We start from the raw sequence: 25,366 nt of genomic DNA on the forward strand, positions 1-25,366 counted from the left end.
GATACGAAAAAAAGCGAAAAAATGAGAGGAAGGACCGGGGAAGATCATTGGATGCAAAAAGAATGGCAAGGGGAGCAGGAATCCTCTTAGCGATCACAAGTTTACCATCTTCATACGGAATTGGTACATTAGGAGATGCGGCATTCCAGTTTATAGATCTGCTGGTGGATTTAAAACAGCGTTACTGGCAGGTGCTGCCGATCGGTCCAACCAGTTTTGGAGACAGTCCATATCAGTCATATTCCGCATTTGCCGGGAATCCATATCTGATCGATCTGGATGATCTTGTGCAGGAGAAGCTGCTTAGTGTGGAAGAGATCCGAAGTTTCCATTGGGGAAATGATGAAGCGGATATTGATTATGCGATGATTTATGAGAACCGCTTTAAAGTTTTGAAAATGGCGTTCGCACGATTCGATATCGAAAATGAAGCTTTTGTAAGGTTCTGTGAAGAAAATGCCGGATGGCTTTCTGATTATGCACTTTATACTGCATTAAAGAAACATTTTGGTGATGAGGAATGGCAGAAGTGGGACGAACCGCTTCGAAGCCGGGATCCTGAGGCATTAAAAGAGTATGAAACAACGTTACATGCAGACATATTGTTCTATGAATTCTGCCAGTTTGAATTTTTTAAACAATGGAAAAAATTAAAAGAATATGCAAATAACAGAGGTATCCAGCTGATTGGTGATCTTCCGTTTTATGTGGCATTAGACAGTGTGGATGTATGGGCAAACCGGGAACTTTTCTTATTGGAAGAGGATGGGACGCCAAAAGGAGTTGCAGGTTCTCCGCCGGATGCATTTTCAGAGAATGGACAAAAGTGGGGAAGTCCAGTATACAACTGGAGCCGGATGGAAGAAGATGGATTTGCCTGGTGGCAGGCGCGTATGTTAGAACATGCAAAGCTGTTTGATGTAATACGGCTTGATCATTTTGCAGCGATCGTAAAGTATTATGTCGTACCGAACAAGGCAGAAGATGGAAGAAGTGGAAAGTGGAGTAGGGGACCTGGAAAGAAACTTACGGATGCAATCGAAAAAGTGATCGGAGATACACACATCATCGTTGAGGATATCGCAGGAAAGAGTCCGATACCGGGTGTGAAGAAGCTGATGGCAAGAACCGGATGGCCGGGCATCAAGATTTTGATGTTCGCATTTGGGGATGATACGGCAAACGAACATCTTCCACATAATTACACCGACTGCAATCTTGTCGTTTATGCGGGAACGCATGACAATGAAACAATTGTTGGTTACTTCAGGGATAAAACAGATTATGAACTTGCGTATCTGTACGAGTATCTGAATATCAAATATAAAGAAGAAATACCGGATGCGCTGATCCGGGCTGCCTATGCAAGCATTGCAGATGTGGTGATCATACAGATGCAGGATCTGATGAAGCTTGGAAATGAAGCGCGGATGAATGCACCATCCACCGTCGGGAGAAACTGGAGATGGAGGATTGGAACCGATGAACTGAGTGAGGAGCGGAGGGCATGGATCCGGACGCTTGCGTCGGTTTATCACAGATAATTATGTTATAAAGTGCAGATTGCATTTTATATAAAAACAAAGTTCATGAAAACTTTTTGGGAAAAAGAAAAGGAGAGGAAAAAAATGAAAAAGAAAGCAGTGTCATTATTAATGGTAGCAGCTATGATGACAACCATGGCAGCAGGATGCGGAAACAAAGCCGCAAACAATGCTGGAAGCGATGCAGCAGCAGACAACAGCACAACAAGTGATGCAGCAGCAGACAACAGCACAACAAGTGATGCAGCAGCAGAGGAGACAGCAGGTACTGAGGCAGCAGCCGCAGATTCTGAAGATGAGCCATGGTCCGGTACAATTACAGTATGGAGTCCACAGGAAGATCAGGACACAGGCTGGCTTGCAAAAGAGTGTGATGCATTTAATGCAGCTCATCCAAACTGGGATATCACTTTCAATTATGGTGTATGTGCAGAGGGTGATGCAAAAGCAACGGTTACACAGGATGTTGAAAACTCCGCAGATGTATATATGTTAGCAAACGATAACATCCCGGATCTGGTATCTGCAAATGCATTAGCAGAGCTTGGAGGAAGCTATCTTGACTATGTAACTACAACAAACTCTGATTCTATTACAGCATCTGTTACTTACAATGATGCAGTAGTGGCATTCCCGTTTACATCAAATACATGGTTCATGTACTATGATAAGAGTGTATTTTCAGATGATGATATTAAGAGCTTTGATACCATGTTAGAAAAAGGAAAAGTTTCTTTCCCATTATCTAACTCCTGGTATATTCAGGCTTTCTATGTAGCAAACGGATGTACATTATTTGGTGATGGTACTGATGCAGCAGCAGGTGTCGATTTTAGTGGTGACAAGGCAGCAGCAGTTACTGAGTATCTTGTAGACCTTTGCAAGAATCCAAACTTCATTAATGATGCAGACGGAGCAGGTATTGCCGGTTTACGTGATGGCAGCGTTAATGCCATTTTCTCAGGTACATGGGATGCAGAATCTGTAAAAGAAGCTCTTGGCGATAACATGGGTGTTGCAGCTCTTCCTACTGTAAATATCGGAGGAACAGAGGGTCAGATGAAATCTTTCATAGGATCTAAAGCAATCGGCGTTAATCCAAATACAGAGAATATGCAGGTTTCCATGGCTTTAGCGGCTTACCTTGCAGGTGAAGATGCCCAGAAAGATCATTATGATATGAGAAATATCCTTCCTACAAATACAAACATTGCAATCTCAGATGATGAAATTGCTACGGCAGTTACAAAAGTTATGACAGATACATCTATCATGCAGCCATTAGTAAGCGAAATGAGCAACTACTGGTCACCGGCTGAGAACATGGGTAAAGCACTGGTCGCTGGTGAGATCACAGCTGATAACGCAGCAGAGAAAACAGAAGATATGAATACAACAATGAACACAGACATTGCACAGTAAAAAGATTTCTTCTGATAGAAATCCCAGGGTGCCCGGACGGGCATCCTGGATGTTTCTACATTGAGATTTAAAGGAGGCCCATAACGTGAAAAAGGCTGGAATGAAAAAAGGAAAAAATAAAGAATTTTCAACACCGTACACGGTTACAAATGCGGTGGCAAAAGGAAATATAATCACAAAACTTTCCCTGTTAATTATGGGCTTAGGAAATATTGCACATAAACAAATTGGAAAGGGAATCATGTTTCTTGCAGTAGAAGCTGCATATATCTGGTACATGATTCAGTCAGGAATTTATAATTTATCTATGCTGCCATCTCTTGGATGGAGAGAGCAGGAAAAAGTATGGAACGAAAAAAAGAGTATTTATGAATATACAGCAGGTGACCAGTCAGCACTGATTCTGTTGTATGGAGTGGCAACAGTTTATATTACAGCAATGTTTATCATTGTCTGGAGAGAGTCCGTAAAGAGCTCTTATAAATCGGAAGTGCTGGCAAAATCAGGAAAGCACTTAAACAACTTTAAAGAAGACTGCAAGAGTTTGTTAGATCAAAATTTATATAAATTACTGTTGGCAGCGCCGGTTATGGGAATTTTAATTTTTACGATCTTACCACTGATCTATAACATTACCATGGCGTTCACGAACTACAGTAAGGTCAACGATCATCTGGTATTATTTGACTGGGTGGGACTGGCAAATTTCAAGAAGATTTTAAACTTCGGTGACAGCATCGGCAAGCAGTTCTATTCCGTATTAGGATGGACACTGATCTGGGCCATTGTAGCAACCGCATTAAACTATATCCTCGGTATGATCTTAGCAATTATCATCAACCGTAAGGAGACAAAAGGAAAGGCATTTTGGAGATTCTGTTTTGTACTTTCCATCGCAGTACCGCAGTTCGTATCACTGCTGATCATGCGTACCATGTTACAACCGACCGGTATCGTCAATACGCTGTTATTAAAATATGGTCTGATCGATACCGCATTACCGTTCTTTTCAAATGCAACATGGGCAAGAGTAACGGTTATTGTTATTAACCTCTGGGTAGGTATTCCGTATACGTTACTTCAGGTAACTGGTATTTTACAGAATATTCCGGGTGAACTTTATGAGGCAGCAAAGATCGACGGAGCGAATGCTGTACAGACTTTCTTTAAGATCACATTGCCTTACATGTTATTCGTTATGACGCCGTACCTGATCACACAGTTTACGGGAAATATCAATAACTTCAATGTCATCTTCCTTCTGTCAGGTGGAAATCCTACTCCGGTGGATGCCACGGCAGGAAAGACAGACCTTCTTGTTACCTGGCTGTATAAGCTGACGGTTGATAAGAACTATTATAACTTAGGTGCTGTTATTGGTATTATGACATTTATTGTACTTGCGATCGTAGCATTGGTAACATATCGCAATACCGCATCCTATAAAGATGAGGAGGGATTCATGTAATGAACTGGACACATACGAGTACAGCAGCAGTGGCTGCGAAAAAAAGTGGTGCACCCAATACGGCAAAAATCCGTAAAACAGTGATAAATGTGATTGTTCACATTTTCCTGGCAATACTGGCATTTATCTGGGTTCTCCCGATTTTCTGGGTAATCCTTACAAGTTTCCGTGGAGAGAAAGGTTCTTATGTAAGTACATTTTTCCCGAAAACCTATACATTTAATAATTACATCAAATTATTTACAGACACCAGTATTTTAAACTTTCCGAAGATGTTTATGAATACCTTTGTGATCGCAATTTTTACCTGCATCATTTCTACCATCTTTGTACTTTCAGTGGCATACAGTATGTCAAGAATGCGATTTAAGATGAGAAAACCGTTTATGAATATTGCGATGATCATTGGTCTGTTTCCATCTTTCATGTCCATGATCGCTGTGTACTATATTTTAAGAGCACTTAATTTAGCAGATGGTGCAATGATCCGTGTAGCACTTATCATCGTGTTCTCCGCCGGTTCCGGTGCAGGATTTTATGTTGCGAAGGGATTTTTTGATACAATCTCAAAATCGCTGGATGAGGCAGCGATTATCGATGGAGCGACAAGATGGAATGTATTTACAAAGATTACTGTACCGCTCAGTAAGCCGATCATCGTATATACGATTTTAACATCCTTTATGGGACCATGGGTTGACTTTATTTTTGGTAAAGTTATCTGCCGTGCAGATGCACAGTATTATACGGTGTCTATTGGTCTTTGGAAGATGCTTGAGAAAGAGTATATCGACAGCTGGTATACCTGTTTCGCTGCAGGTGCAGTTGTGGTATCAATTCCGATTGCAATTCTGTTCTTAATGACACAGAAGTTCTATGTGGAAGGTATGACCGGAGCTGTCAAGGGCTGATCCACAGGATACAAATGGAATATGAAGGCACATTCTGGTGTGTCATTGGGCAGATGGGAAGTCTGCCGGGAGAGCAGGGACGGTTTGTTTCTGCTCTCTTTTTAAATTCATAGGAAATTGCGTCCTATGAATTTAAAAGCCCTCCGGGCAGGATGCGCATCTTGCGGAGCAGAAGTTAGCTGTAAACAGCACCGCTCGAGCGCGAAAGAGTCGCAAGCGACTCTTTATTCTAATAGAGTAGTTGAAGGATGCTGAGGTCAAATAGTGCAATCAGGAAGCTTGGGTGCACTATTGTGACTTTAACATAATTGAAAAAGCGCAGGCATATATGCGCAGAAATGAGGACTGAGATGAAAAAGAGAATCATTGCGGCTGTTTTAGCCGGTATGTTGATAGTTTCCGCAGGGGGATGTGGAAATGGGACAGCTTCATCAGGGAATGCTGTGGATAATTCGAATGGAATGGCGACGGAAAGTTCTGCGGATCAAGCCATAGCTTCTGCCGGGCAGGATGAAAATGCAGATGCTGACACGAAGGAGGGGGGAGTGACCGCCCTTTCTCTGATGCAGGAAGTCAATACCGGGGATGAACAGATCATTGATGATAATTACCGTACATGGTATGAGGTGTTTGTGTACAGCTTTTTTGACAGCGACGGGGACGGCATCGGGGATCTGAATGGTCTGACAGAAAAGTTAGATTATATCAATGACGGTGATCCGGCGACAGATACGGATCTTGGATGTAACGGAATCTGGCTGATGCCGGTCATGCCATCGACAACCTACCATAAATATGATGTGACGGATTACTGTGATATTGACCCGGAATACGGTACGATGGACGATTTTAAAAATCTGATCGCGGCATGCCATGAGAGGGGAATCAATGTCATTATCGATCTTGTCATGAACCATACTTCCTCCCAGCATGAATGGTTTAAAACGGCAGCAGATTACCTGAAAAACCTGCCGGAGGGAGCAGAGCCGGATGCGTCGGAGTGTCCTTATGTGGATTACTATAATTTTTCTAAGGAAATGCAGGGCGGTTACAGTAAGCTCGATGGTACAGACTGGTATTATGAGGCGCAGTTCTGGAGCGAGATGCCGGATTTAAACCTTGGCAGTCAGGCAGTCCGTGATGAATTTGACAAGATCGTAGACTTCTGGCTTGATCTGGGGGTGGACGGATTCCGCCTGGATGCGGCAAAAGAGTATTACAGCGGAAGTGTGGATAAAAATGTGGAAGTGTTGTCATGGTTTCATTCCATGGTAAAAGAGAAAAAAGAGGATGCCTATATCGTGGCGGAGGTCTGGACGGATCAGAATACCTACGCAAAATACTATGAGAGTGGTATTGACAGCTGTTTTGATTTTTCTTTTGCGGACAGCACCGGAACGATCACTTCCGTGCTTAAAAATGGTTCGGCATCTTCCTATGGAAAGGCGTTGGTAAATCTACAGGATAATCTTTCCCAGTACAGTGACAGCTATATCGATGCACCATTTTACACAAATCATGATATGGCACGAGGCGCAGGTTATTATTCTGGGGATGACAGTGAAAAACAGACAAAGATCGCGCAGGCAATGAATCTGTTGATGTCTGGAAGTGCTTTTCTGTATTATGGAGAGGAACTGGGCATGAAGGGTTCCGGTAAGGATGAAAATAAGCGTGCACCGATGTATTGGAGCGAAGATAGCGCAGTCGATGGAATGTGCAAGGGACCTGCTGATATGGATGCCATAAAAATGAAATACGGTGCGCTCGAAACACAGGAGAAAGATGGAAACTCTATTTACCAGTTTGTAAAACAGACGATAAAACTCCGCAATGAGTACCCGGAAATAGCCCGTGGAACAGTAAAGTTTGAGGAGAATATTTCAGATGACAAGGTATGTGTCATAAAGAAAACATATGGTGATTCAGAAATACTTCTGGTTTACAATTTTGCTCCGGAGAGTGCGGATGTAGATTTATCCGGAGTTACAGTTGGAGAAAAGAGCGGAGGTGATCTTGCAGTTGGCGGTGTACTGCTGACGGGCACAGAAGAGGCAGTGCTCCAGGATGGAACACTGACAATGCCGGGATATTCGGTGGTGATAGTGAAATAATATGTCAGGCTGTGCCGGGCAGATTTAAGAGATTATGGACAGAGCAGGCAGTAATGTGCCTGCCAATCCAATTAGTAGTTCAGCAGGAAATCCGCAAATTTCGTATAGTAATCTTTCTGCTCGGAGCGGCTGAAAACACCAAAGTAGCAGCTGTCATAAATGCCATATTTCTGGATCCACTGATTATCGGTCAGTTCGATCGCACATGGATAGGACTCTGACTCGCCATCATCGGTGGAGTAGATCAGATGATCTTTATATTTTTCTAACACATCATCCGAAACATAGGTGCGCAGATCCATCAGCGCACCTTCTTCGGCATAATCGGTGTAAACACTTCCTGTACCGAAAAACAGATCCTCGCCGCCGGCACCGATCATCGTGGAAAGTACCATGTAGTCGTTGTAGTCCGTTGTTGCATTTGGATCATCGGAAAACTGCAGATTTGCAGAAACGTCGATTGGCTGCTGTTTTTTATCATAACCGGCAGCATCAGAAAATTCGTCAAACGCAGCCTCGGCATTTTCACTGGTTGTCTGGACATTGATCATGATGACGCTGAGTACCGGCTTGCGGTAAGTGATAAAATGATATCCCAGACCAATCACGATCGCAGCAATGACACCTCCAAATAAAATATGCAGTTTGTAATAGTCCCAGATATACTGAACTTTTGCCTTGTTCGAAAGTGCTTTAAAATCTGTCTTTTTTTCCATGGTATTTCTCCAATTCTAAATATTTGTCATATTTCCACTAGCATAACATATATAAAAAAATGAAAAAAGTGCCAATTTGTGAAGTTTTTCTAAAAAATGTTACTGTTTACACTATATGCGGGAGCAGTAACTAAAAATTTTCTGTACTCTGGTCCGTCAGTGTTTCTAAACAGGTCAGCACTTTTGACATATTTTCCATGATCGTATCGGTATTAAATAATTGCGGTTGCAAGACGGAGTTACGGATCGTGGAAAAAATGCCGCCGGAAAGAAATGAGGCGAGAAGTTCCGGGGATACGGAAAAGGTGCAGCCGCGTTGTTGGTGTTCTTTCAGATTACTTAAGATGTTAGAGTGTATTTCTTCATTAAAAATATCAAGCGGTGAGGCGGACATGTCGCTTTTTAAAATATTCTGGATCAGTGATTCGTGCTCCTTAAAATAGAGTATGGACCTTTGGGTAAGGTAGAGCGTGTAAGCATAAATTCCGTTGGGGGGAGTTTCCTCTTTTGCCTGTGAGATGAACTGATCCTGCTTTTGGCGGATAAAAAAAGAAAAGAAATCATACTTGTCTGCAAAATGTTTATAGAACGTGGCGCACCGGATCGTTGCCTCATCACAAAGCTCATTCACAGTCAGATCGTCAAATCTTTTTTTCTCCAAAATAGTTACAAAGGCATCACACAGTGCCTTGTAAGTTTTTCGGATTCTTAAATCTGTTTTTTCTTCCATAATTATTCCGTCCTTTCGAAAAATAAAAGACAATTATTCTGTTTTTGTCAAATAACTATCATATACATTGCAATTGTACGTTGAAAAAAACGATTTGTTATTATGATACAGAAAACGAATAGTTGTCAATTATAAAACAACCGTCAGAAATAAAACAAATGAAAATCTACTGAAAAAGCAGGGATCAGAAAAAAGGATACAGGGAGAGCAGTAGAAAACGTTTGAAAGGTTTTTTGAAAAAGGAGAAAGCATGTGGAAAAGTTTTATGAATTGGTGATCCGTCATCGTAAAATCATTTTTGCAGTATTCATTGGAATAGCAGTCATTTGTGCGATGGCGCAGAAGTTCGTATCAGTCAACTATGATATGAACTCTTATCTGCCGGAGGCGCTTTCCTATAAGGAAAAGTTAGGAGAAATCGACGGTGTGACAGATGTGACCTGGTTAGATGATGCGGTAACGGCAAAGATTGGTGAACTTGCGGCAAACGGCGATCAGGAAGCCACCGCACTGTATCAGTGTGCAGCGACCGAAAATACCGGAATCAATGATTACACAAGTGCTGTAAATAAAATCACAACCGGTTATGCAAGCATCACAGGCGGCGCAAAAGATCTTGCAGACGGAACAGCCACATTGTATCAGGGAACACAGGAACTGGTAAAAGGAACACAGAGTTTAAAAGATGGCGCAGGAACACTTTCTGCGGGAACAGAGAGTCTTTTAAACGGAGCACTTTCATTGCAGAGCGGAGCCGGACAGCTTGCAGACAACACGCTTACATTGCAAAACGGCAGCAAATCATTAGCAGAGGGAGCGGCAGCATTAAAGGACGGAACAAAAGAAATGAAGGATGGCACAAAAGAGCTGAGTGACGGCACCGATGAATTCCAGTCGGAGACAGCGGATCTTGATACAAAGATCTCAGATAAGATTTCGGATACGATTGATGATATGACAGGAAAAGATGTGGAGACAGTATCCTTCGTATCAGAAAAAATACAAACATTGAATCAGTGCTGTTTGTCATTAAGACACCGGCAATCCAGAAAGAGGAAGTAAAGGAAGAGACTGTCACGGAAGAGAAAAAAGAAACGTTTTGGGAGAAACTGGTTGGGCTGTTCAAGTAAAAACGGAAAAGCAGGTGCAAATATTAAAAAAAACGAGCTCCATTAGGAACTCAGTTTTAATACCTGTAACAGAGAGCGGGTGATGGGAATCGAACCCACGTATCCAGCTTGGAAGGCTGGTGTTCTACCATTGAACTACACCCGCATAAGATGTATGAAATTGAATACTGCCGAGCAGAAACTGTTGTTTCTGCTCTAATGCCCAGTTCCGGAATCGAACCAGAGACACGAGGATTTTCAGTCCTCTGCTCTACCAACTGAGCTAACTGGGCGTCTCACAACAAAACTTATTTTAAAGGAAAATGGCTTTGCTGTCAAGCAGAAAATGCAAATTTTTTTAATAATATGAATTTTCGCAATAATTAGGAAAACATAGACGGGTCATTTTAGAGCAAGCATATGCCACATTGCCAGCGCAGCGCACAAAAATAAAAGTAACGTAAACCCAATTCGTTTAGTTTGAAACAGAATGGGCGAAAACTGCACATTACAAAGGGATTTCGTCCGGTTTTTACGGGAATATACTTCAATATGGGGTAGAATGGGTGAAATAGAGGTGAAATCAATCAGAATAACCCACAGAATCGGAAAAACCAGGGCGAAATGAGTAGAAAAAGGAAGATTTCGCCAAAAATCAATAGAAAGTCATTAAATAGTTAGAAAAAATGGGTGAAACCAGATTTAAACACCGAGGTTTCACCCATTGTGTGCATCAGTTAAATTGTAAAGTAATATGTTTTTTGACCTTGCTGTCGAGAGATTATATTATACGGTAACGCATGTCAATACATTTGTATATCATGCGTATAGCAGGATAGCAGGACGGAAGTTACATATACGGCAGCACATCCTGCATATAAGCACGCAGTGTCTCGCCGACGCTCCATGCCTGCGCATAGCAGCCTCTTGGATTGTGAGGTGCATCCCCGTCGAAAATTTCGGAGATCGAGCCGATACAGCCATTGTCGGTCAGATGATGACGCACCGGTCCGAGCAGGGAAAGCAGCTCTTTGGTACATTCCAGCGAATGGTCGTGGACTTTTGCGTAAGCGGACAGAAAACCGCCGAGCAGAAATCCCCATGCCGTACCCTGGTGGTAAGCTGCATCACGTTTTGGCAGGGAACCACAGTAAATGCCGTGATAGTCCGCATGGTCACTGGTGAGAGAGCGAAGTCCGCAGCCTATATAAAGATTTTTTTTGACAAATGCGACGATTTTTGCTTCCTGCTCCTTCGATAACATGGTAAAAGGCAGTGACACCGCATAGATCTGATTTGAGCGAAGGTGGTCATCCGGCTCATCTCCGTCTACGACATCGTAAAGACAGCCTTTTTCCTCCCACCAGAACTTCTGGCAGAAAGATGCTTTCACAAGTTCCGCAAGCGCAGCATAATTGTGGGAGGTCATAACATGACTGCCCAGACCCGTGGCAGAAACGCCAGTAACCGAAACATGACTGCCTAAACCCTGGGCAGAACCGCCAGAACCCGAAACCTCACTGCCGGAACTTGTGGCATAACCGCCAGTAACCAAAACATCGTCTCCCTCATACCGCCGGGCAAGTTCCTCCATGACCTTCAGCGCATTATACCAGAGCGCATTGATCTCCACCGGTTTTCCGTGGCGCGGGGTGGCAACCCAGTCACCGACACGCACGTCCATCCAGGTGATCTGGTCAAGACCGCTTCCGGCATGGATGAGACCGTCCTCCTCCATATAAATACTGAAATCTGTGCCGTTTTTGTAAGCGGAAATGATTTCCTTCAAATGAGGATAAATATTTTCCTGTACAAACGCATTGGCAGCGGTATCCGGATAATACTGCAGATACTGCCATACTGCATAAAAATACCACAGGGAAGCGTCCGCTGTATTATAAAGCGGAGCGGCATTGTCATCCGGGAACATGTTTGGCACGATCCCGTGACGGATGTATTTGGAAAAAGTTAAAAGGATTTCCTCTGCATCTTTTCTGCGCCCGGTGCAGAGCGTCAGTCCGGTAAATGCGATCATCGTGTCACGGCCCCAATCCGTAAACCATGGAAGCCCGGCAAGCACGGTTTTATAGCCGGTGGAAGCACGGTCACAGAGAAACTGATCCGCGGCGAGAACCAGGCGATCTGCAAAATCATCGTGGATACCTGCCGTTTCGTAGAGTGATTTTGTATACTTTTCCCGTTCTTTTAAAATGTCAAAAGCGGTATCTGCCGTGATATCTGTAAATGTTTCATCGGCAGCGATCATGGAACAGAGCACGGAAATCTGTTTGTGGCTTTTCGCCGGAAGAAAAACAGTGACTTCATGTGGACAATAATGACAGTCGAGTCCGTCCGTCTCAAGATCGACCTCGGTCTGAAGCTGCATGTCAATATCGAACATAGGCGTATGGTCGGAGAAAATACCTTCACTGGTCTGGAACAAAATGGCAGTATCAGGATGGCTTTCCGGGATCAGGCAGAGTGAATTGTCGATCAGGGAAGTACGAAAATGAAAATCTTCCGGGCGGCTTGATGCGCTGTGTTCACGGAAATTAAAAAGCGGAACCAGCGTGAGAGAAGCATCCGGACCATTATTTTCGATTTCATAGGCAATGGCACACACATTGGCACCATGTTTTAAGCAGATATGTTTTTTCAGCGTGATATCGCCCGCCTGGTATGTGTAGTGAACACTTCCGTCATAAGAAAAAGAGACGAGATATTCCTGCCCCTGTGTGTAACAGGTTTCGCCATTTTTCTTATGCTGTGAAGTCTCAAGGTTATACACTGCAGATACAGCTGGAACAGATCCTTTTTTTAATGTGTCCGTAATGGGATGAAATTTTTCGTCAGAACTGCCAGTGCTTTCTGGTGCAAATACGGACAGAGATTCATTGATCTTGGAAAAAACAAGATAGCGCTCGATCGGCGGGTGGAGACTCGCGATCAGATAACCCTGATGCGTCCGGTTGTGAGCACCGATGAGGGAACTTCCGGCATAACCGCCGATGCCGTTGGTCAGCGCCCATTCACGGCGGATTCCATTTTTAAATGTGGAAAATGCTTCTTTTTCATATTGATAATTGATCATTTTTTTGTTCTCCATGATAAAAAGTTATTGTTTGTAAAAAATGTGTTGCAAAACTGCGAAAAATTACGAAAAAATCATTTGCTTTTATTTTACACGATAACAGGTGCGATGTACAGAAAAATAAAAAATGTATAAAATTTCCTGTATTTATGCAGAGAATGGAGGGACAGCCCTTGCCTGACAAGTTGTTACATGATAATATAAGAAGTATGACCTGTGGCAGACTTGCAAAAGAGATGCTGATGTATGTGAAATAGAACCAGTTCCACGATGGTGGAAAAGGCAGCCTGCCCAAAAGAGTATGTCGAAAAACAGGTAAATATAAGAAAACAGGAGAAGATTATATGCATGAGAAATTAGTGATCGTTCCGAAAAAGAAAACAGGTTCCAAAAAAATGTTAACTACAGCATGGTTTATCCTTGCCTGCCTGATGTTTTTACTGGCTACATTTGTGAATCCGGTTATTTTTCTGATCCCGGGAATTGCATTTGCACTGGTATGGTATTTTCAGGCATTTCGTTCGGATATAGAGTACGAATATACCTATTATGATGGAGAGTTCCGCTTTGCACAGATCAAGGCAAAAAGCAGACGTAAAGCCATCGGCAGCGTGCAGATGGATGATGTACTTGGATTTGCTCCAAGAGGTGACAGAAGCGTATACAAATACGAAAATGACAAGAATCTGGCATATAAAAATCTGACTTCCGGTGACCCGGAAGCAAAGGTGTATGAGCTGATCGCAAAGGGCGAAAAAGGACTTGTGCGTTATGAGTTTGAGCCGGATGATGAGATGCTCAATGAAGTTATGGTAAAATATCCGCGTTCCGTGGTAAGATAAGCGGCGAAACGCAGACGGAGGAAGAAATGTTAGAGTTAAGAAATATCACTTATGAGGTAGAGGACAATCAGGACAACAAAGAGATCTTAAAAGATGTCAGCCTTACGATCGATGAGCATTTTGTGGCGATCACCGGACCGAACGGTGGAGGAAAGTCCACACTTGCAAAGATCATTGCCGGAATCATCAAGCCGACATCCGGTCAGATCATTTTAGATGGAGAGGATATTACAGAACTTGATATTACCGAGCGTGCAAAACATGGCATCAGCTATGCATTTCAGCAGCCGGTACATTTTAAAGGACTGACAGTCAAAGATCTGATCACAATCGCAGCAGGAAGAACGATGACGGTGAATGAGATCTGTGAGATCTTATCGGAGGTTGGTCTGTGTGCGAGAGAGTATATTGACCGTGAGATCAATGGCAGTCTTTCCGGCGGTGAGTTAAAGCGTATTGAGATCGCGATGATCACGGCACGCGGAACAAAGCTTTCCATTTTTGATGAGCCTGAAGCGGGAATCGATCTCTGGAGTTTTAACAGTCTGATCAGGGTATTTGAAAAAATGCGTGATGAGATTCAGGGAACGATTCTTATCATTTCACATCAGGAGCGTATTTTAGACATTGCAGATAAGATCGTGGTGATCGCAAACGGACAGGTTAAGACAATCGGAACCAAGGAAGAAGTACTTCCGGAACTGCTTCATACAGCAGGGGCCTGTGAGACACTGACCAGCAAGCTGTAATGTACGAGTATGAGGAAGTGAGGATAAAAATGGATTTAATACAGAAAAATTTATTAGAGCAGGTGGCAGGACTGCACGAGATCCCGGAGGGTGCCTATAACATTCGTGCCAACGGAACCAAACTCGGAAGAAATACAACTGCAAATATTGATATTGTAACAAAGACTGATAAGGACGGAATCGATATTATCATCAAACCGGGAACGGTCAATGAGAGTGTACACATTCCGGTTCTTTTGAGTGAAAGTGGAATGCAGGAATGTGTTTACAATGATTTTTATATCGGTGAGGGTGCAGATGTCACGATCGTGGCAGGATGTGGGATCCATAACTGTGGTGTAGATACTTCCAAACATGACGGTGTGCATACGTTTTATCTGGAGAAAAATGCAAAAGTCCGCTACATTGAGCGCCATTACGGCGAGGGAGACGGCAACGGAGAGAATATCATGAATCCGCAGACCATCGTCCACTTAAAAGAGGGCGCACATATGGAGATGGAGACGACACAGATCAAAGGAATCGATTCCACGGTTCGTGTGACGAGAGGAGATCTGGCAGAAAACGCATCCTTAGAGATCCATGAGAAGATCATGACACACGGAAAACAGTACGCAAAGACAGATTTTCATGTGGATATTAACGGGGATAATTCCAGTGTGAATCTGGTGTCACGTTCTGTTGCAAAAGGGGAATCAAAACAGGAATTTTTCTCCGTTATGAATGGTAATGCAGCCTGTGCAGGACACAGTGAATGTGATGCCATCATTATGGATAACGCCTGTGTGACTGCAAGTCCGCAGCTGACTGCCAACAATATTGACGCAAATCTGATCCATGAAGCTGCTATCGGAAAAATAGCCGGAGAGCAGCTGATCAAGCTGATGACACTTGGACTTACAGAAAAAGAAGCGGAAGAACAGATTATCAATGGATTTTTGAAATAGTCATTTAAAGTTTGTGGCCGGGAATGTCTTTGTATTCGATCATCCCGTCATCAATCCATTCTTTAATGCGGCTGAGCGGCAGATGAAAATGTGTTGCAACATCATAAGCGGTGGCGTTGTTTGTCTGAATATATTCTTTTACCTGATGAAAAAGTTCCTGTTCTAAACAGCGGGGACACAATGTTCCCTCGTAGGATGTGGGAAGAAGACAGTGACATTCTTCGCAGTATCTCCGGTTTTCAAATAAAGGTGTTTCGGTCATATAAAGTCCTCCTGTCTGTTACATTAGGATTTTATTATAACATAAATTATCATGTGGAAAGAATTGTATTTATAAATAAAATATAAAAACAAAAATAAGGATTTTTATAAATCTTTTCGAAAATCGTCACACTTAAGACATATTTTTTCCGTATACTGTAACCATCGAAAGAAGTTAACAACGCTTACCCAGGCGGGTTGTTAAACAAGGTTGTATAGAATAAAGGCTGTACATCCCGACAATTCTTTCGACGCAATTTCCTTTATATAGATTAACATTTTCATAACTAAACTCCTCGGAGGAACCCCGGAACAGTGATGTTACCGGGGTTTCTTCATTTATGGGATTAGATTATCAAAAGGTGGATTTCATTTTTGGATAATCGAATCATATGATGTTGGGGTCAGATAGTGCATTTAAACATCTTGATTGACAAATTGCACAAAGCCGTGTCTGTTTTGTTCCGTTGTACGAAAATAAGAAAATCTAAGCCTGCCTGAGTCAGGTTTTCTCAGAGTGACGTGAACGGCAACAACGAGTCCTCCATAACTCGATGCTGCCTTGTTCTGCCATCCGTGGCAGAACATCACTGTGTATTACCAGGCAGTCTAAGATTTACTAATTTTCTCCCAAAGTCACAAAAGCAGTCTCGGCTTTGTGCAATTTGCCAGTCGTTATGTTGTGAATGCACTATTTGCCCCCAACATCATCATATTAAAATTCAGAAAATTATCAGAAAGGCCGGATATGAGAGAAAAAACATACAGTTTCACGATAGAAGAGATCCCGATCATTGTGACGAAAAAACGCATGAAAAATATGTATCTGCGTATCAGTAAAGAGGATGGCAGTGTGCGCATTTCGGCGCCGCATCAGATGAGCGACGAGCGGATTTACCGTTTTGCAAAGGAGCGGATCGACTGGATCCGGGTTTACAGGGAAAAATATCTGCGTGCGAAAGAGGGACGCAGGGAAGTAAGACAATTAAGCGAAGCGGAATTAAAACAGCAGAAACTGCTTTTGAAAAAAGACGTGGAAAAATTGATTGCAAAATGGGAACCCGTCATGGGCGTAAAGGCATCCGGTGTTACGATACGCCAGATGAAAACACGCTGGGGTTCCTGCAATGTGAGGACACACCACATCAATATCAATCTCGCACTGGCGAAAAAGCCGCCGGAGTGTCTGGAGTATGTGGTTGTGCATGAACTGACACATATTTTAGAACCGAGTCATAATGCCGTGTTCTGGGGCTATATGACACAGTTTTATCCGAATTGGAAGCGTGTCAGAAAATATCTGAATGATGAAGTACCGGAATAAATGTTATACAAACTGATTTTGGGTTTCGTCATATTCGTAATCGATCATTTTTAATTTTTCAGTGATCGCATCGGCATCTACATGAAATGCGGCAACAAACTCAGAAAAAGACGGATAATTGTCGCGGAGCTGTGTATTGACGAAACTTAAAAGCATAGCAGGATCGTTTGGAAGATTTTGATATTCAGTCATAATAAACCTCGTTTCTTCTATATTATGGTAAACGGTTTGCCCGTGTAGTGGGTTGCCCATGATTACCGCAGATATGCGGTCTTTTCTGTGAAAGGTTTCTATGCTAAAATAACATGGGAACGCAAAAAATGCAAGGAGACGATAACAGCATGGAACAAAAGATTGACAAAGAAGTGTTTGATAAATTTTTTACGGAGAGTTACTGCCCGGTTGACTATACAACGGTAAAGGAAGAGTTCGAACAGATCGCATCGGTGGGAAATGATATTTTTACCGGAAGTTATGAGGCAAGAAATTTAAACCGCGAGAATTTCATCCTATACCTGACCAGTGAGGCGTATTGTGATTTTGAGGCTGCCGTGCAGGAGGCGATGGATGATCTGAACCCGGAGATCTTAGATGCAGTTATGGATGTGACGGAAAACACACCGGACGGAGACGAGATCACTGAGAAATACTGGGATACCCAGCGCACACTTTTGAAAGAATTTTTAGAACAGCTTTATGACGAAGTGATCTCAACATGGAGATAATGTTCTGCGGAAGAGTCGGAAGTGAAAGATAAGCAGCAGACAGGATATGGAAAATACGGCAATAAGAATTGGAGGATGTTATGACGAGCTGTGACAGTTGTGTATACAATGTATACGATGAAGATGATGAGGAATATTACTGCGAAGTGGATATGGACGAGGATGATGCTGCGCGCCTGATGCAGGGACATTATAAAGAGTGTCCGTACTACCAGCTGGATGATGAGTATGCGGTGGTAAGGCATCAGATGTAATATTGAAGACAGATAATAAGCAAAAAGAATGGAGAAATATATGAGTTTGGGCAATATAAAAAAGAAGAAAAGATTACTGGCGTTATTGTTATGTACGATACTGGCGGGGGCGTCTTTTATGACGGGATGTGGCAGCAAAGCGGATGAAAACGGATCTGCCCAGGTGTCTGCTGAAGAGAAAAATGTCACAGAAACACAAGAACAGACAGAGGCAGAGTCGGAGCAGATCATGACAGAAGCGACAGAAACTGCACAGACAAAAACACAGGAAACAGAGCAGACGGAAGAAACAGAGCCGGCAGAACTGGCACCAACGGAGACCCGGGAAACAGAAGAAATCATTACAACAGAGGTGATTAAGGGAGAAGCAGATTCGGAGCAGGAGAGTGCATCATCACAGACTGCGGACACAGAGCAGTCTGCTGAGGCTGGAAATCCCCAGACTGGCACAGAACAGTCTGCTGAGATGGAAAACACGCAGACAGATACAGCCCAGACAAACATTTCCGGTAATCTGGTTGTGATCGACGCCGGACATCAGGCAAAAGGAAATAACGAAAAAGAGCCGATCGGGCCAGGCGCATCTGAGACAAAAGCGAAAGTTGCTTCCGGTACAACAGGTGTGGCGAGCGGGCTTGCGGAATACGAACTGACACTTCAGGTATCTTTAAAGCTGCAGCAGGAACTTACGGCGCGCGGCTATCAGGTGTTGATGATCCGGACGACCAATGATGTCAATATCAGCAATTCCGAGCGTGCGGCAGTTGCCAATAATAATCATGCGGCAGCATTTATCCGCATTCATGCAAATGGAAGTACCAACTCTGCGGCAAACGGAGCGATGACGATCTGTCCGACCGCAGCAAACCCGTACTGCTCCAATATTTATCAGAACTCAAGAAAACTTTCCGACTGCATCATAGGTTCCCTGTGTGCGGCAACCGGTGCAAAAAGTGAGGGTGTCTGGGAGACAGATACGATGAGCGGTATCAACTGGTGTCAGATTCCGGTCACGATCGTTGAGATGGGGTACATGACCAATGCGGATGAGGATCTTAAAATGGCGACTGACGATTATCAGCAGAAGATCGCATCGGGAATCGCCGATGGAGTGGATGCTTACTTTGGAAAATAAATAACAGAATGCACGTTCTACGAACATTTTATTATTATTAAAAAAGCTGACTGCCGGGCAAACCGGCAAGTCAGCTTTTTGGTTTGCGCGCCATGGGCGCGCTCTAATGGGTGAAAGTCCCGAACACGCCTAGGCAACGAGGAAGTGTATAGCAGAACAGCAAGGGTGTCCATCGTGAGGTGGAATCTGAAGGAAGCTGTAAGCAAACTCTTGGTCCGACGGACAGAAATCACATATAAGGCTCGGAAATACGGATAAGTCTGCCAAAAGAGATGAAGTCCTAAAGTTGCTGGAAGTACGAGTAGATGTGGCGGATAGATGAGAGGAAAGAGCGTGCACCTTAAGCGTGGAGGTCTCACAGGGGTTTCATTAGCCTAGTAACAACGAACTGTGAGAAGTCAGCCGAGCCCATAGTAGTGAAGAAGTCTCTGTAATGGAGATAGAGCAAAGGGGCGAACAATCAATAAGTTTGAGTATGTCTCGTATTGCAGAAGAGATAACATCTGCCGTAACCAATCGGGTAAAAGATGGTCAAATCAAGCGGGACGGAAAGGAAAGAACGCATGGACACAAGTAGTCTAATGGAGCAGATACTATCTAACGATAATCTCAACAGAGCATATCTGCAAGTCGTACGAAACAAAGGTGCCGAGGGAGTAGACGGAATGAAGTACACAGAACTCAAGGAATATCTTGCAAAGAACGGCGAAATTATCAAGGAACAGTTGAGGATAAGAAAATATAAACCTCAACCAGTACGAAGAGTGGAGATACCAAAGCCTGATGGTGGTGTCAGAAACCTGGGAGTACCGACAGTAACAGACAGATTCATACAACAAGCTATTGCACAGGTTTTAACACCAATCTATGAGGAACAATTCCATGACCATAGCTATGGATTCAGACCGAACAGATGTGCACAGCAAGCAATCCTTACAGCACTCGATATGATGAATGACGGAAATGATTGGATTGTAGACATTGACTTGGAAAAGTTCTTTGACACAGTAAATCATGACAAACTTATGACTATCATAGGTAGAACTATTAAAGATGGAGATGTTATCTCTATTGTCAGAAAATACCTAGTCAGTGGAATCATGATTGACGATGAGTATGAGGATTCTATCGTGGGAACACCTCAAGGTGGAAATCTCTCGCCATTATTGGCAAATATTATGCTGAACGAACTAGACAAGGAAATGGAAAAGAGAGGACTTAACTTTGTACGGTATGCGGATGACTGTATCATTATGGTCGGAAGTGAAATGTCTGCGAATAGAGTTATGAGAAATATCTCACGATTCATTGAGGAAAAACTAGGACTTAAAGTCAATATGACGAAGAGCAAAGTAGATAGACCAAGAGGAATTAAATACCTTGGGTTTGGATTCTACTACGATACAAGTGCACAGCAATTCAAGGCGAAACCACATGCAAAATCAGTAATGAAGTATAAGAAGAGGATGAGGGAACTCACTTGTCGTAGCTGGGGCGTTAGCAACAGCTATAAAGTAGAGAGACTTAATCAGCTTATCAGAGGATGGATTAACTACTTTAAGATAGGTAGTATGAAAACTCTCTGTAGAGAACTTGATGGAAACATTAGATATAGAATACGCATGTGTATTTGGAAACATTGGAAAACACCACAAAACAAAGAGAAGAATTTGGTTAAACTCGGCGTTCCAAGATGGGCGGCACATAAAGTGGCAAATACTGGCAATCGGTATGCACACATGTGTCACAATGGATGGATACAAAAGGCTATAAGCACAAAGAGACTAACTTCATTTGGATTAGTCTCAATGTTAGATTACTACACCGAAAGGTGTGTTACTTGTTAAGTTGATTGAACCGCCGTGTACCGAACGGTACGCACGGTGGTGTGAGAGGTCGGGAAATCACTCAGATTTCCCTCCTACTCGATCGTTTAAAATTTATTTCATGCTGTTCTTTACAGCAGCTTCCACAAAACCTTTGAATAACGGATGTGGACGGTTCGGTCTGGATTTGAATTCCGGATGAGCCTGTGTTGCAAGGAACCACGGGTGATCCGGAATTTCAATCATCTCAACGATTCTTCCATCCGGGGAGGTACCGCAGAGTTTCATGCCGCCCTCGGTAAGTGCTGCACGGAAATCATTGTTGACTTCGTAACGGTGACGGTGTCTCTCATGGATCTCTTCAGAACCGTAAAGCTCGCGGGCTTTAGAGGTTGGATCTAACACACATGGGTAAGAGCCAAGTCTTAAGGTACCGCCGATATCCTCCACACCATTCTGATCCGGCATCAGTGCGATGACAGGATGTGTGGTGTTCGGGTCAAGCTCCACACTGTGTGCATCATGGAATCCGCAGACATGTCTTGCAAATTCAATGATGGCTACCTGCATACCAAGGCAGAGACCAAGGTATGGAACGTTGTTTTCTCTTGCGTATTTTGCTGCGGAGATCATACCCTCGACACCGCGGGAACCAAATCCTCCCGGAACAATGATACCTGCCATATCGCCGAGCAGTTCTTTTGCATTGTCATCATTTAATGTCTCAGAATCGATCCAGTGGAGATCGACGGTAGCGCGCTCAGCAATTCCGCCGTGTTTTAATGCCTCCACAACAGAGATGTATGCATCATGCAGTGCAATATATTTTCCGACCAAAGCAATTTTTACTTCTTTGTTCGGGTGGCGGAGAGAATCTACCATGGCTTCCCAGTCTTTTAAATTCGGTTCCGGGCAATCTAAATGCAGGGCCTTACATGCAACCTTGGCAAGATTTTCCTTTTCCATGGCAAGAGGTGCCTCGTAAAGATACTCAACGTCAAGGTTCTGGAGTACGTTGCCGTTTGGTACGTTACAGAACAGGGCAATTTTGTCTTTTAAGCTCTGATCAAGTTCGTGCTCGGAGCGGCAGACGATGATATCCGGCTGGATACCCATTCCCTGAAGTTCTTTGACGCTTGCCTGTGTCGGTTTTGTCTTAAGCTCACCGGAAGCCTTGATATAAGGGATCAGTGTGACATGGATCAGAATCGCGTTTTCGTGTCCGACCTCATGCTGGAACTGGCGGATCGCCTCTAAGAACGGCTGGCTCTCGATATCTCCGACAGTACCGCCGACCTCAATGATCGCGATATGTGTCTCATCGGAAGTGAAATTGCGGTAAAAACGGCTCTTGATCTCATTGGTGATATGCGGGATCACCTGAACAGTACCTCCGCCGAAATCGCCGCGGCGCTCTTTCTGGAGCACAGACCAGTAAACCTTACCGGTGGTCACATTGGAATTTTTTGTTAGGCTTTCATCGATAAAACGTTCATAATGTCCTAAGTCCAGGTCTGTTTCTGCACCGTCATCGGTAACGAATACTTCACCATGCTGGATCGGGTTCATGGTTCCGGGATCGATATTGATATACGGATCGAATTTCTGCATGGTCACTTTGTATCCACGGGCTTTTAATAATCTTCCAAGAGAAGCAGCCGTGATACCTTTACCAAGACCGGAAACGACACCGCCGGTGACAAAGACATATTTTACAGGCATAGGGTTTTCCTCCTCATAATTATAGTAAATTTAAAAAATATTTCACGTATTTTATAACCCATATAGTATACAACTAAGTTTACGCAAAATCCAGCATAACTTAAAAAAGATAAAAGTGAATTTAGAAATAATTTAGAAAACACATCAAAAGTTCATGAACTGTGTATTGCTTTTGCGTGTTGTTTTCAATATAATAAAGAAGATATTGACGAATATCAGATAAAATCCAGATGCAGCAGATACTGCAGATGTTTGGAAAGGATAGATTATGGATAACCAGGGACCAAATAATTACAATAATGGAAATAATAATTATAATAATAACGGCGGTAATGGCGGCGGTGGCAATGGAAATAACGGCGGCAATGGTGGAAAGGACAACCATAACGGACAGCTTATCATGGCATTTGTTCTGGTTTCTCTCATCGTGTTATTTATCATGAGCATGGTGTCGAACCGCTTTTCACAGATGAGCACCCAGGAGATTTCCTATTCGCAATTTCTGGAAAAAGTGGAAGCAGGTGAAGTCAAATCCGTAGAGATCGGATCGTATGAGATCGACATCACACCGGTGACAAAGGACAAGAGTCCGTACCAGCCGACCTATTACTGCGGACGCGTGGCGGATGAGGATCTGATTCCGCTTTTAAAAGAAAAAGGCGTAGAAATTTACGGAGTAATCCCGGACAACACTTCCACCTGGATTTACAGTATTTTAAGTTATCTGATCCCGTTAGTACTGATCTGGGTACTGCTCGGATTTTTGATGAAGCGTATGGGCGGCGGTGCCATGGGTGTTGGCAAGAGCAATGCGAAAGTTTACGTGGAAAAACAGACGGGTGTTACATTTAAGGATGTAGCCGGACAGGACGAGGCAAAAGAATCCTTACAGGAGGTTGTTGATTTCCTGCATAACCCGAAGAAATATTCCGAGATCGGTGCAAAACTGCCGAAGGGTGCACTTTTAGTCGGACCTCCTGGTACCGGTAAGACACTGCTTGCAAAAGCAGTTGCAGGTGAGGCGAAGGTTCCGTTCTTCTCACTGGCAGGTTCTGATTTTGTGGAGATGTTTGTCGGTGTCGGAGCATCCCGTGTGCGTGACCTGTTTAAAGAAGCACAGAAACAGGCACCATGTATCATCTTTATCGATGAGATCGATGCGATCGGTAAGAGCCGTGATACACGTTACGGCGGTAATGACGAGCGTGAGCAGACGTTAAACCAGTTACTGGCAGAGATGGATGGATTTGATACATCCAAGGGACTTCTGATCTTAGCAGCGACCAACCGTCCGGAGGTACTTGATAAAGCGTTACTCCGTCCGGGACGTTTTGACCGTCGTATCATTGTCGATAAACCGGACTTAAAGGGACGTTTAGAGACATTAAAGGTTCATTCCAAAGATGTCATGATGGATGAGACCGTAGACCTTGATGCACTTGCGCTTGCAACGGCAGGACTTGTAGGTTCCGATCTTGCCAATATGATCAATGAGGCTGCCATCAACGCAGTAAAAAATGGCAGAAAGTTTGTAAACCAGTCCGATCTGTTTGATGCATTTGAGCTTGTTGCGGTCGGTGGAAAAGAGAAGAAAGACCGCATCATGAGCGATAAGGAGCGCAAGATCGTATCTTATCACGAAGTCGGTCATGCAATGGTAACTGCACTGCAGAAAAATACCGAGCCGGTACAGAAGATCACAATCGTACCGCGTACCATGGGCGCACTTGGATATACATTACAGACACCGGAAGAAGAAAAATATTTACAGACCAAAGATGAACTGCTTGCAAAGATCACAACCTACATGGCAGGCCGTGCGGCAGAGATGCTGGTATTTGGTTCTGCGACGAGCGGTGCAGCCAACGATATCGAGAGTGCGACTTCGATCGCGAGAGCGATGGTCACACAGTACGGTATGTCCGATAAATTTGGTATGATGTGTCTGGCAACGGTTGAGAACCAGTACTTAGACAACCGTGCAGGACTGATCTGTGGTGAGGAGACTGCAGCACAGATCGATCAGGAAGTACTTTCCATCATCAACAACAGCTACGATGAAGCATACCGCATGCTTGAAGAAAACAGGGAGGTTCTCGACAAGATTTCAGGATATCTCTACGAGCATGAGACGATCACCGGAAAAGAATTTATGAAGATTTTCCGTGAATTAAAAGGAATCCCGGAGCCGGAAGAAGAGGAGAAAAAAACATTCTTCGAGCAGGCAGAGGATGCTAAAAATGCGTTAGAGCAGGCGAAAACAGAAGAACATGCAAAAACGGAAGGACAGACAGAAATAAAAAATCAGGCAGAAGCAGAAACTTCACGTGCAGCGGAAGATCAGAATACTGTATCTTTGGAAAAGGGCAGTTTTATTGATCAGGTCGTAGACGATCAGACAGCAGCACATGAGGAACACCAGAAATAACGCAGCAGAGGCTTCGCTGCAGAAGTATCAGAAATAAAAGCTGAAAAA

The 25,366-nt window shown here is 43.5% G+C and carries 21 protein-coding genes and 2 tRNA genes; 15 read left to right on the forward strand and 8 right to left on the reverse strand.

The features are described from left to right. Positions 1-62 precede the first annotated feature (62 nt). From malQ to RIL182_RS02875, 5 genes are all read left to right on the forward strand, one after another. Positions 63-1,544: a 4-alpha-glucanotransferase gene (gene malQ, locus RIL182_RS02850; protein ID WP_006858969.1), complete on the forward strand. Its 1,482-nt coding sequence runs from the start codon at positions 63-65 to the stop codon at positions 1,542-1,544. An 84-nt stretch (positions 1,545-1,628) separates the two neighbouring features. Next, positions 1,629-2,966, forward strand: coding sequence for an extracellular solute-binding protein (locus tag RIL182_RS02855; protein WP_055195091.1), 1,338 nt, complete (start codon positions 1,629-1,631; stop codon positions 2,964-2,966). A gap of 100 nt (positions 2,967-3,066) precedes the next feature. After that, positions 3,067-4,434, forward strand: a complete 1,368-nt coding sequence (locus RIL182_RS02860) for a carbohydrate ABC transporter permease (protein ID WP_044999520.1) — start codon at positions 3,067-3,069, stop codon at positions 4,432-4,434. Continuing rightward, on the forward strand, positions 4,434-5,345 hold the full coding sequence (locus tag RIL182_RS02865; protein ID WP_006858971.1) for a sugar ABC transporter permease: 912 nt from the start codon (positions 4,434-4,436) through the stop codon (positions 5,343-5,345). The genes RIL182_RS02860 and RIL182_RS02865 overlap by 1 nt, the downstream gene beginning before the upstream one ends. Before the next feature lie 338 nt (positions 5,346-5,683). After that, positions 5,684-7,459, forward strand: coding sequence for an alpha-amylase family glycosyl hydrolase (locus RIL182_RS02875; protein ID WP_006858986.1), 1,776 nt, complete (start codon positions 5,684-5,686; stop codon positions 7,457-7,459). A gap of 71 nt (positions 7,460-7,530) precedes the next feature. On the opposite strand, the gene RIL182_RS02880 is transcribed toward RIL182_RS02875, so the two are convergent. Continuing rightward, complete coding sequence (locus tag RIL182_RS02880; RefSeq protein WP_006858972.1) at positions 7,531-8,175, reverse strand: type 2 periplasmic-binding domain-containing protein; 645 nt, start codon at positions 8,173-8,175, stop codon at positions 7,531-7,533. A gap of 130 nt (positions 8,176-8,305) precedes the next feature. Continuing rightward, entirely contained in the window at positions 8,306-8,905 is a 600-nt protein-coding gene (locus RIL182_RS02885) for a TetR/AcrR family transcriptional regulator (RefSeq protein WP_006858973.1), read from the reverse strand. Between the two features lie 252 nt (positions 8,906-9,157). On the opposite strand from RIL182_RS02885, the gene RIL182_RS02890 reads away from it, so the two are divergent. Then, complete coding sequence (locus RIL182_RS02890; RefSeq protein ID WP_006858974.1) at positions 9,158-9,967, forward strand: phage infection protein; 810 nt, start codon at positions 9,158-9,160, stop codon at positions 9,965-9,967. A 142-nt stretch (positions 9,968-10,109) separates the two neighbouring features. Here RIL182_RS02890 and RIL182_RS02895 read toward each other — a convergent pair. From RIL182_RS02895 to RIL182_RS02905, 3 genes are all read right to left on the reverse strand, one after another. Continuing rightward, positions 10,110-10,180 (reverse strand) — tRNA-Gly (locus tag RIL182_RS02895). Between the two features lie 54 nt (positions 10,181-10,234). Next, positions 10,235-10,307, reverse strand: a tRNA-Phe gene (locus RIL182_RS02900). A 557-nt stretch (positions 10,308-10,864) separates the two neighbouring features. Next, positions 10,865-13,105 carry an amylo-alpha-1,6-glucosidase gene (locus tag RIL182_RS02905; RefSeq protein WP_044999517.1) on the reverse strand — a complete coding sequence of 747 codons (2,241 nt, stop codon included), beginning with the start codon at positions 13,103-13,105 and terminating at the stop codon, positions 10,865-10,867. 344 nt (positions 13,106-13,449) lie between these two features. Between RIL182_RS02905 and RIL182_RS02910 the strand changes: the two genes are divergently transcribed. From RIL182_RS02910 to RIL182_RS02920, 3 genes are read left to right on the forward strand one after another with little or no spacing between them, the layout of a single operon-like run. Continuing rightward, positions 13,450-13,947, forward strand: coding sequence for a hypothetical protein (locus RIL182_RS02910; RefSeq protein ID WP_006858975.1), 498 nt, complete (start codon positions 13,450-13,452; stop codon positions 13,945-13,947). A 26-nt stretch (positions 13,948-13,973) separates the two neighbouring features. Continuing rightward, positions 13,974-14,696: an ABC transporter ATP-binding protein gene (locus RIL182_RS02915; RefSeq protein WP_006858976.1), complete on the forward strand. Its 723-nt coding sequence runs from the start codon at positions 13,974-13,976 to the stop codon at positions 14,694-14,696. Between the two features lie 29 nt (positions 14,697-14,725). Next, the gene (locus tag RIL182_RS02920; RefSeq protein WP_172606693.1) at positions 14,726-15,643 is read left to right on the forward strand and encodes a SufB/SufD family protein; all 918 of its coding nucleotides are present in this window, start codon (positions 14,726-14,728) and stop codon (positions 15,641-15,643) included. 4 nt (positions 15,644-15,647) lie between these two features. Here the strand turns inward: RIL182_RS02920 and RIL182_RS02925 are convergent, their stop codons facing one another. Further along, positions 15,648-15,905: a hypothetical protein gene (locus RIL182_RS02925; RefSeq protein ID WP_006858977.1), complete on the reverse strand. Its 258-nt coding sequence runs from the start codon at positions 15,903-15,905 to the stop codon at positions 15,648-15,650. 747 nt (positions 15,906-16,652) lie between these two features. Here RIL182_RS02925 and RIL182_RS02930 point away from each other — a divergent pair. Then, entirely contained in the window at positions 16,653-17,228 is a 576-nt protein-coding gene (locus RIL182_RS02930) for a M48 family metallopeptidase (protein WP_044999518.1), read from the forward strand. A gap of 3 nt (positions 17,229-17,231) precedes the next feature. Here RIL182_RS02930 and RIL182_RS02935 read toward each other — a convergent pair whose 3' ends face one another. After that, a complete protein-coding gene (locus tag RIL182_RS02935; protein WP_044999519.1) occupies positions 17,232-17,420 on the reverse strand; it encodes a DUF4250 domain-containing protein in 189 nt (62 codons plus the stop codon). Between the two features lie 149 nt (positions 17,421-17,569). Between RIL182_RS02935 and RIL182_RS02940 the strand changes: the two genes are divergently transcribed. The 4 genes from RIL182_RS02940 to ltrA all read left to right on the forward strand — a co-directional run bounded on the left by RIL182_RS02940 (position 17,570) and on the right by ltrA (position 21,189). Beyond that, positions 17,570-17,953 (forward strand): hypothetical protein, encoded by a 384-nt coding sequence (locus RIL182_RS02940; protein WP_015560933.1) that lies wholly within the window; start codon positions 17,570-17,572, stop codon positions 17,951-17,953. A gap of 80 nt (positions 17,954-18,033) precedes the next feature. Beyond that, positions 18,034-18,207 (forward strand): DUF6472 family protein, encoded by a 174-nt coding sequence (locus RIL182_RS21105; RefSeq protein WP_006858978.1) that lies wholly within the window; start codon positions 18,034-18,036, stop codon positions 18,205-18,207. A 40-nt stretch (positions 18,208-18,247) separates the two neighbouring features. Further along, the gene (locus RIL182_RS02945; protein ID WP_243128725.1) at positions 18,248-19,342 is read left to right on the forward strand and encodes an N-acetylmuramoyl-L-alanine amidase; all 1,095 of its coding nucleotides are present in this window, start codon (positions 18,248-18,250) and stop codon (positions 19,340-19,342) included. A gap of 563 nt (positions 19,343-19,905) precedes the next feature. Further along, positions 19,906-21,189 (forward strand): group II intron reverse transcriptase/maturase, encoded by a 1,284-nt coding sequence (gene ltrA, locus RIL182_RS02950; protein WP_157351184.1) that lies wholly within the window; start codon positions 19,906-19,908, stop codon positions 21,187-21,189. A 93-nt stretch (positions 21,190-21,282) separates the two neighbouring features. Here ltrA and RIL182_RS02955 read toward each other — a convergent pair whose 3' ends face one another. Then, complete coding sequence (locus RIL182_RS02955) at positions 21,283-22,890, reverse strand: CTP synthase (protein ID WP_118412991.1); 1,608 nt, start codon at positions 22,888-22,890, stop codon at positions 21,283-21,285. A 268-nt stretch (positions 22,891-23,158) separates the two neighbouring features. Here RIL182_RS02955 and ftsH point away from each other — a divergent pair, with 268 nt between their 5' ends. Further along, complete coding sequence (ftsH, locus tag RIL182_RS02960; protein WP_055193790.1) at positions 23,159-25,318, forward strand: ATP-dependent zinc metalloprotease FtsH; 2,160 nt, start codon at positions 23,159-23,161, stop codon at positions 25,316-25,318. Positions 25,319-25,366 lie beyond the last annotated feature (48 nt).

The organism is Roseburia intestinalis L1-82 (assembly GCF_900537995.1).
Classification (GTDB): domain Bacteria; phylum Bacillota; class Clostridia; order Lachnospirales; family Lachnospiraceae; genus Roseburia; species Roseburia intestinalis.

Coding starts and splice junctions, on each gene's coding strand:
- RIL182_RS02940 (WP_015560933.1), top strand. CDS start 17,570: ATGGAACAAAAGATTGACAAAGAAGTGTTTGATAAATTTTTTACGGAG.
- RIL182_RS02865 (WP_006858971.1), top strand. CDS start 4,434: ATGAACTGGACACATACGAGTACAGCAGCAGTGGCTGCGAAAAAAAGT.
- ftsH (WP_055193790.1), top strand. CDS start 23,159: ATGGATAACCAGGGACCAAATAATTACAATAATGGAAATAATAATTAT.
- RIL182_RS02860 (WP_044999520.1), top strand. CDS start 3,067: ATGAAAAAAGGAAAAAATAAAGAATTTTCAACACCGTACACGGTTACA.
- RIL182_RS02905 (WP_044999517.1), bottom strand. CDS start 13,105: ATGATCAATTATCAATATGAAAAAGAAGCATTTTCCACATTTAAAAAT.
- ltrA (WP_157351184.1), top strand. CDS start 19,906: ATGGACACAAGTAGTCTAATGGAGCAGATACTATCTAACGATAATCTC.
- RIL182_RS02875 (WP_006858986.1), top strand. CDS start 5,684: ATGAGGACTGAGATGAAAAAGAGAATCATTGCGGCTGTTTTAGCCGGT.
- RIL182_RS02915 (WP_006858976.1), top strand. CDS start 13,974: ATGTTAGAGTTAAGAAATATCACTTATGAGGTAGAGGACAATCAGGAC.
- RIL182_RS02935 (WP_044999519.1), bottom strand. CDS start 17,420: ATGACTGAATATCAAAATCTTCCAAACGATCCTGCTATGCTTTTAAGT.
- RIL182_RS02855 (WP_055195091.1), top strand. CDS start 1,629: ATGAAAAAGAAAGCAGTGTCATTATTAATGGTAGCAGCTATGATGACA.
- RIL182_RS02880 (WP_006858972.1), bottom strand. CDS start 8,175: ATGGAAAAAAAGACAGATTTTAAAGCACTTTCGAACAAGGCAAAAGTT.
- RIL182_RS02945 (WP_243128725.1), top strand. CDS start 18,248: ATGAGTTTGGGCAATATAAAAAAGAAGAAAAGATTACTGGCGTTATTG.
- RIL182_RS02930 (WP_044999518.1), top strand. CDS start 16,653: ATGAGAGAAAAAACATACAGTTTCACGATAGAAGAGATCCCGATCATT.
- malQ (WP_006858969.1), top strand. CDS start 63: ATGGCAAGGGGAGCAGGAATCCTCTTAGCGATCACAAGTTTACCATCT.
- RIL182_RS02955 (WP_118412991.1), bottom strand. CDS start 22,890: ATGCCTGTAAAATATGTCTTTGTCACCGGCGGTGTCGTTTCCGGTCTT.
- RIL182_RS02885 (WP_006858973.1), bottom strand. CDS start 8,905: ATGGAAGAAAAAACAGATTTAAGAATCCGAAAAACTTACAAGGCACTG.
- RIL182_RS02910 (WP_006858975.1), top strand. CDS start 13,450: ATGCATGAGAAATTAGTGATCGTTCCGAAAAAGAAAACAGGTTCCAAA.
- RIL182_RS21105 (WP_006858978.1), top strand. CDS start 18,034: ATGACGAGCTGTGACAGTTGTGTATACAATGTATACGATGAAGATGAT.
- RIL182_RS02925 (WP_006858977.1), bottom strand. CDS start 15,905: ATGACCGAAACACCTTTATTTGAAAACCGGAGATACTGCGAAGAATGT.
- RIL182_RS02920 (WP_172606693.1), top strand. CDS start 14,726: ATGGATTTAATACAGAAAAATTTATTAGAGCAGGTGGCAGGACTGCAC.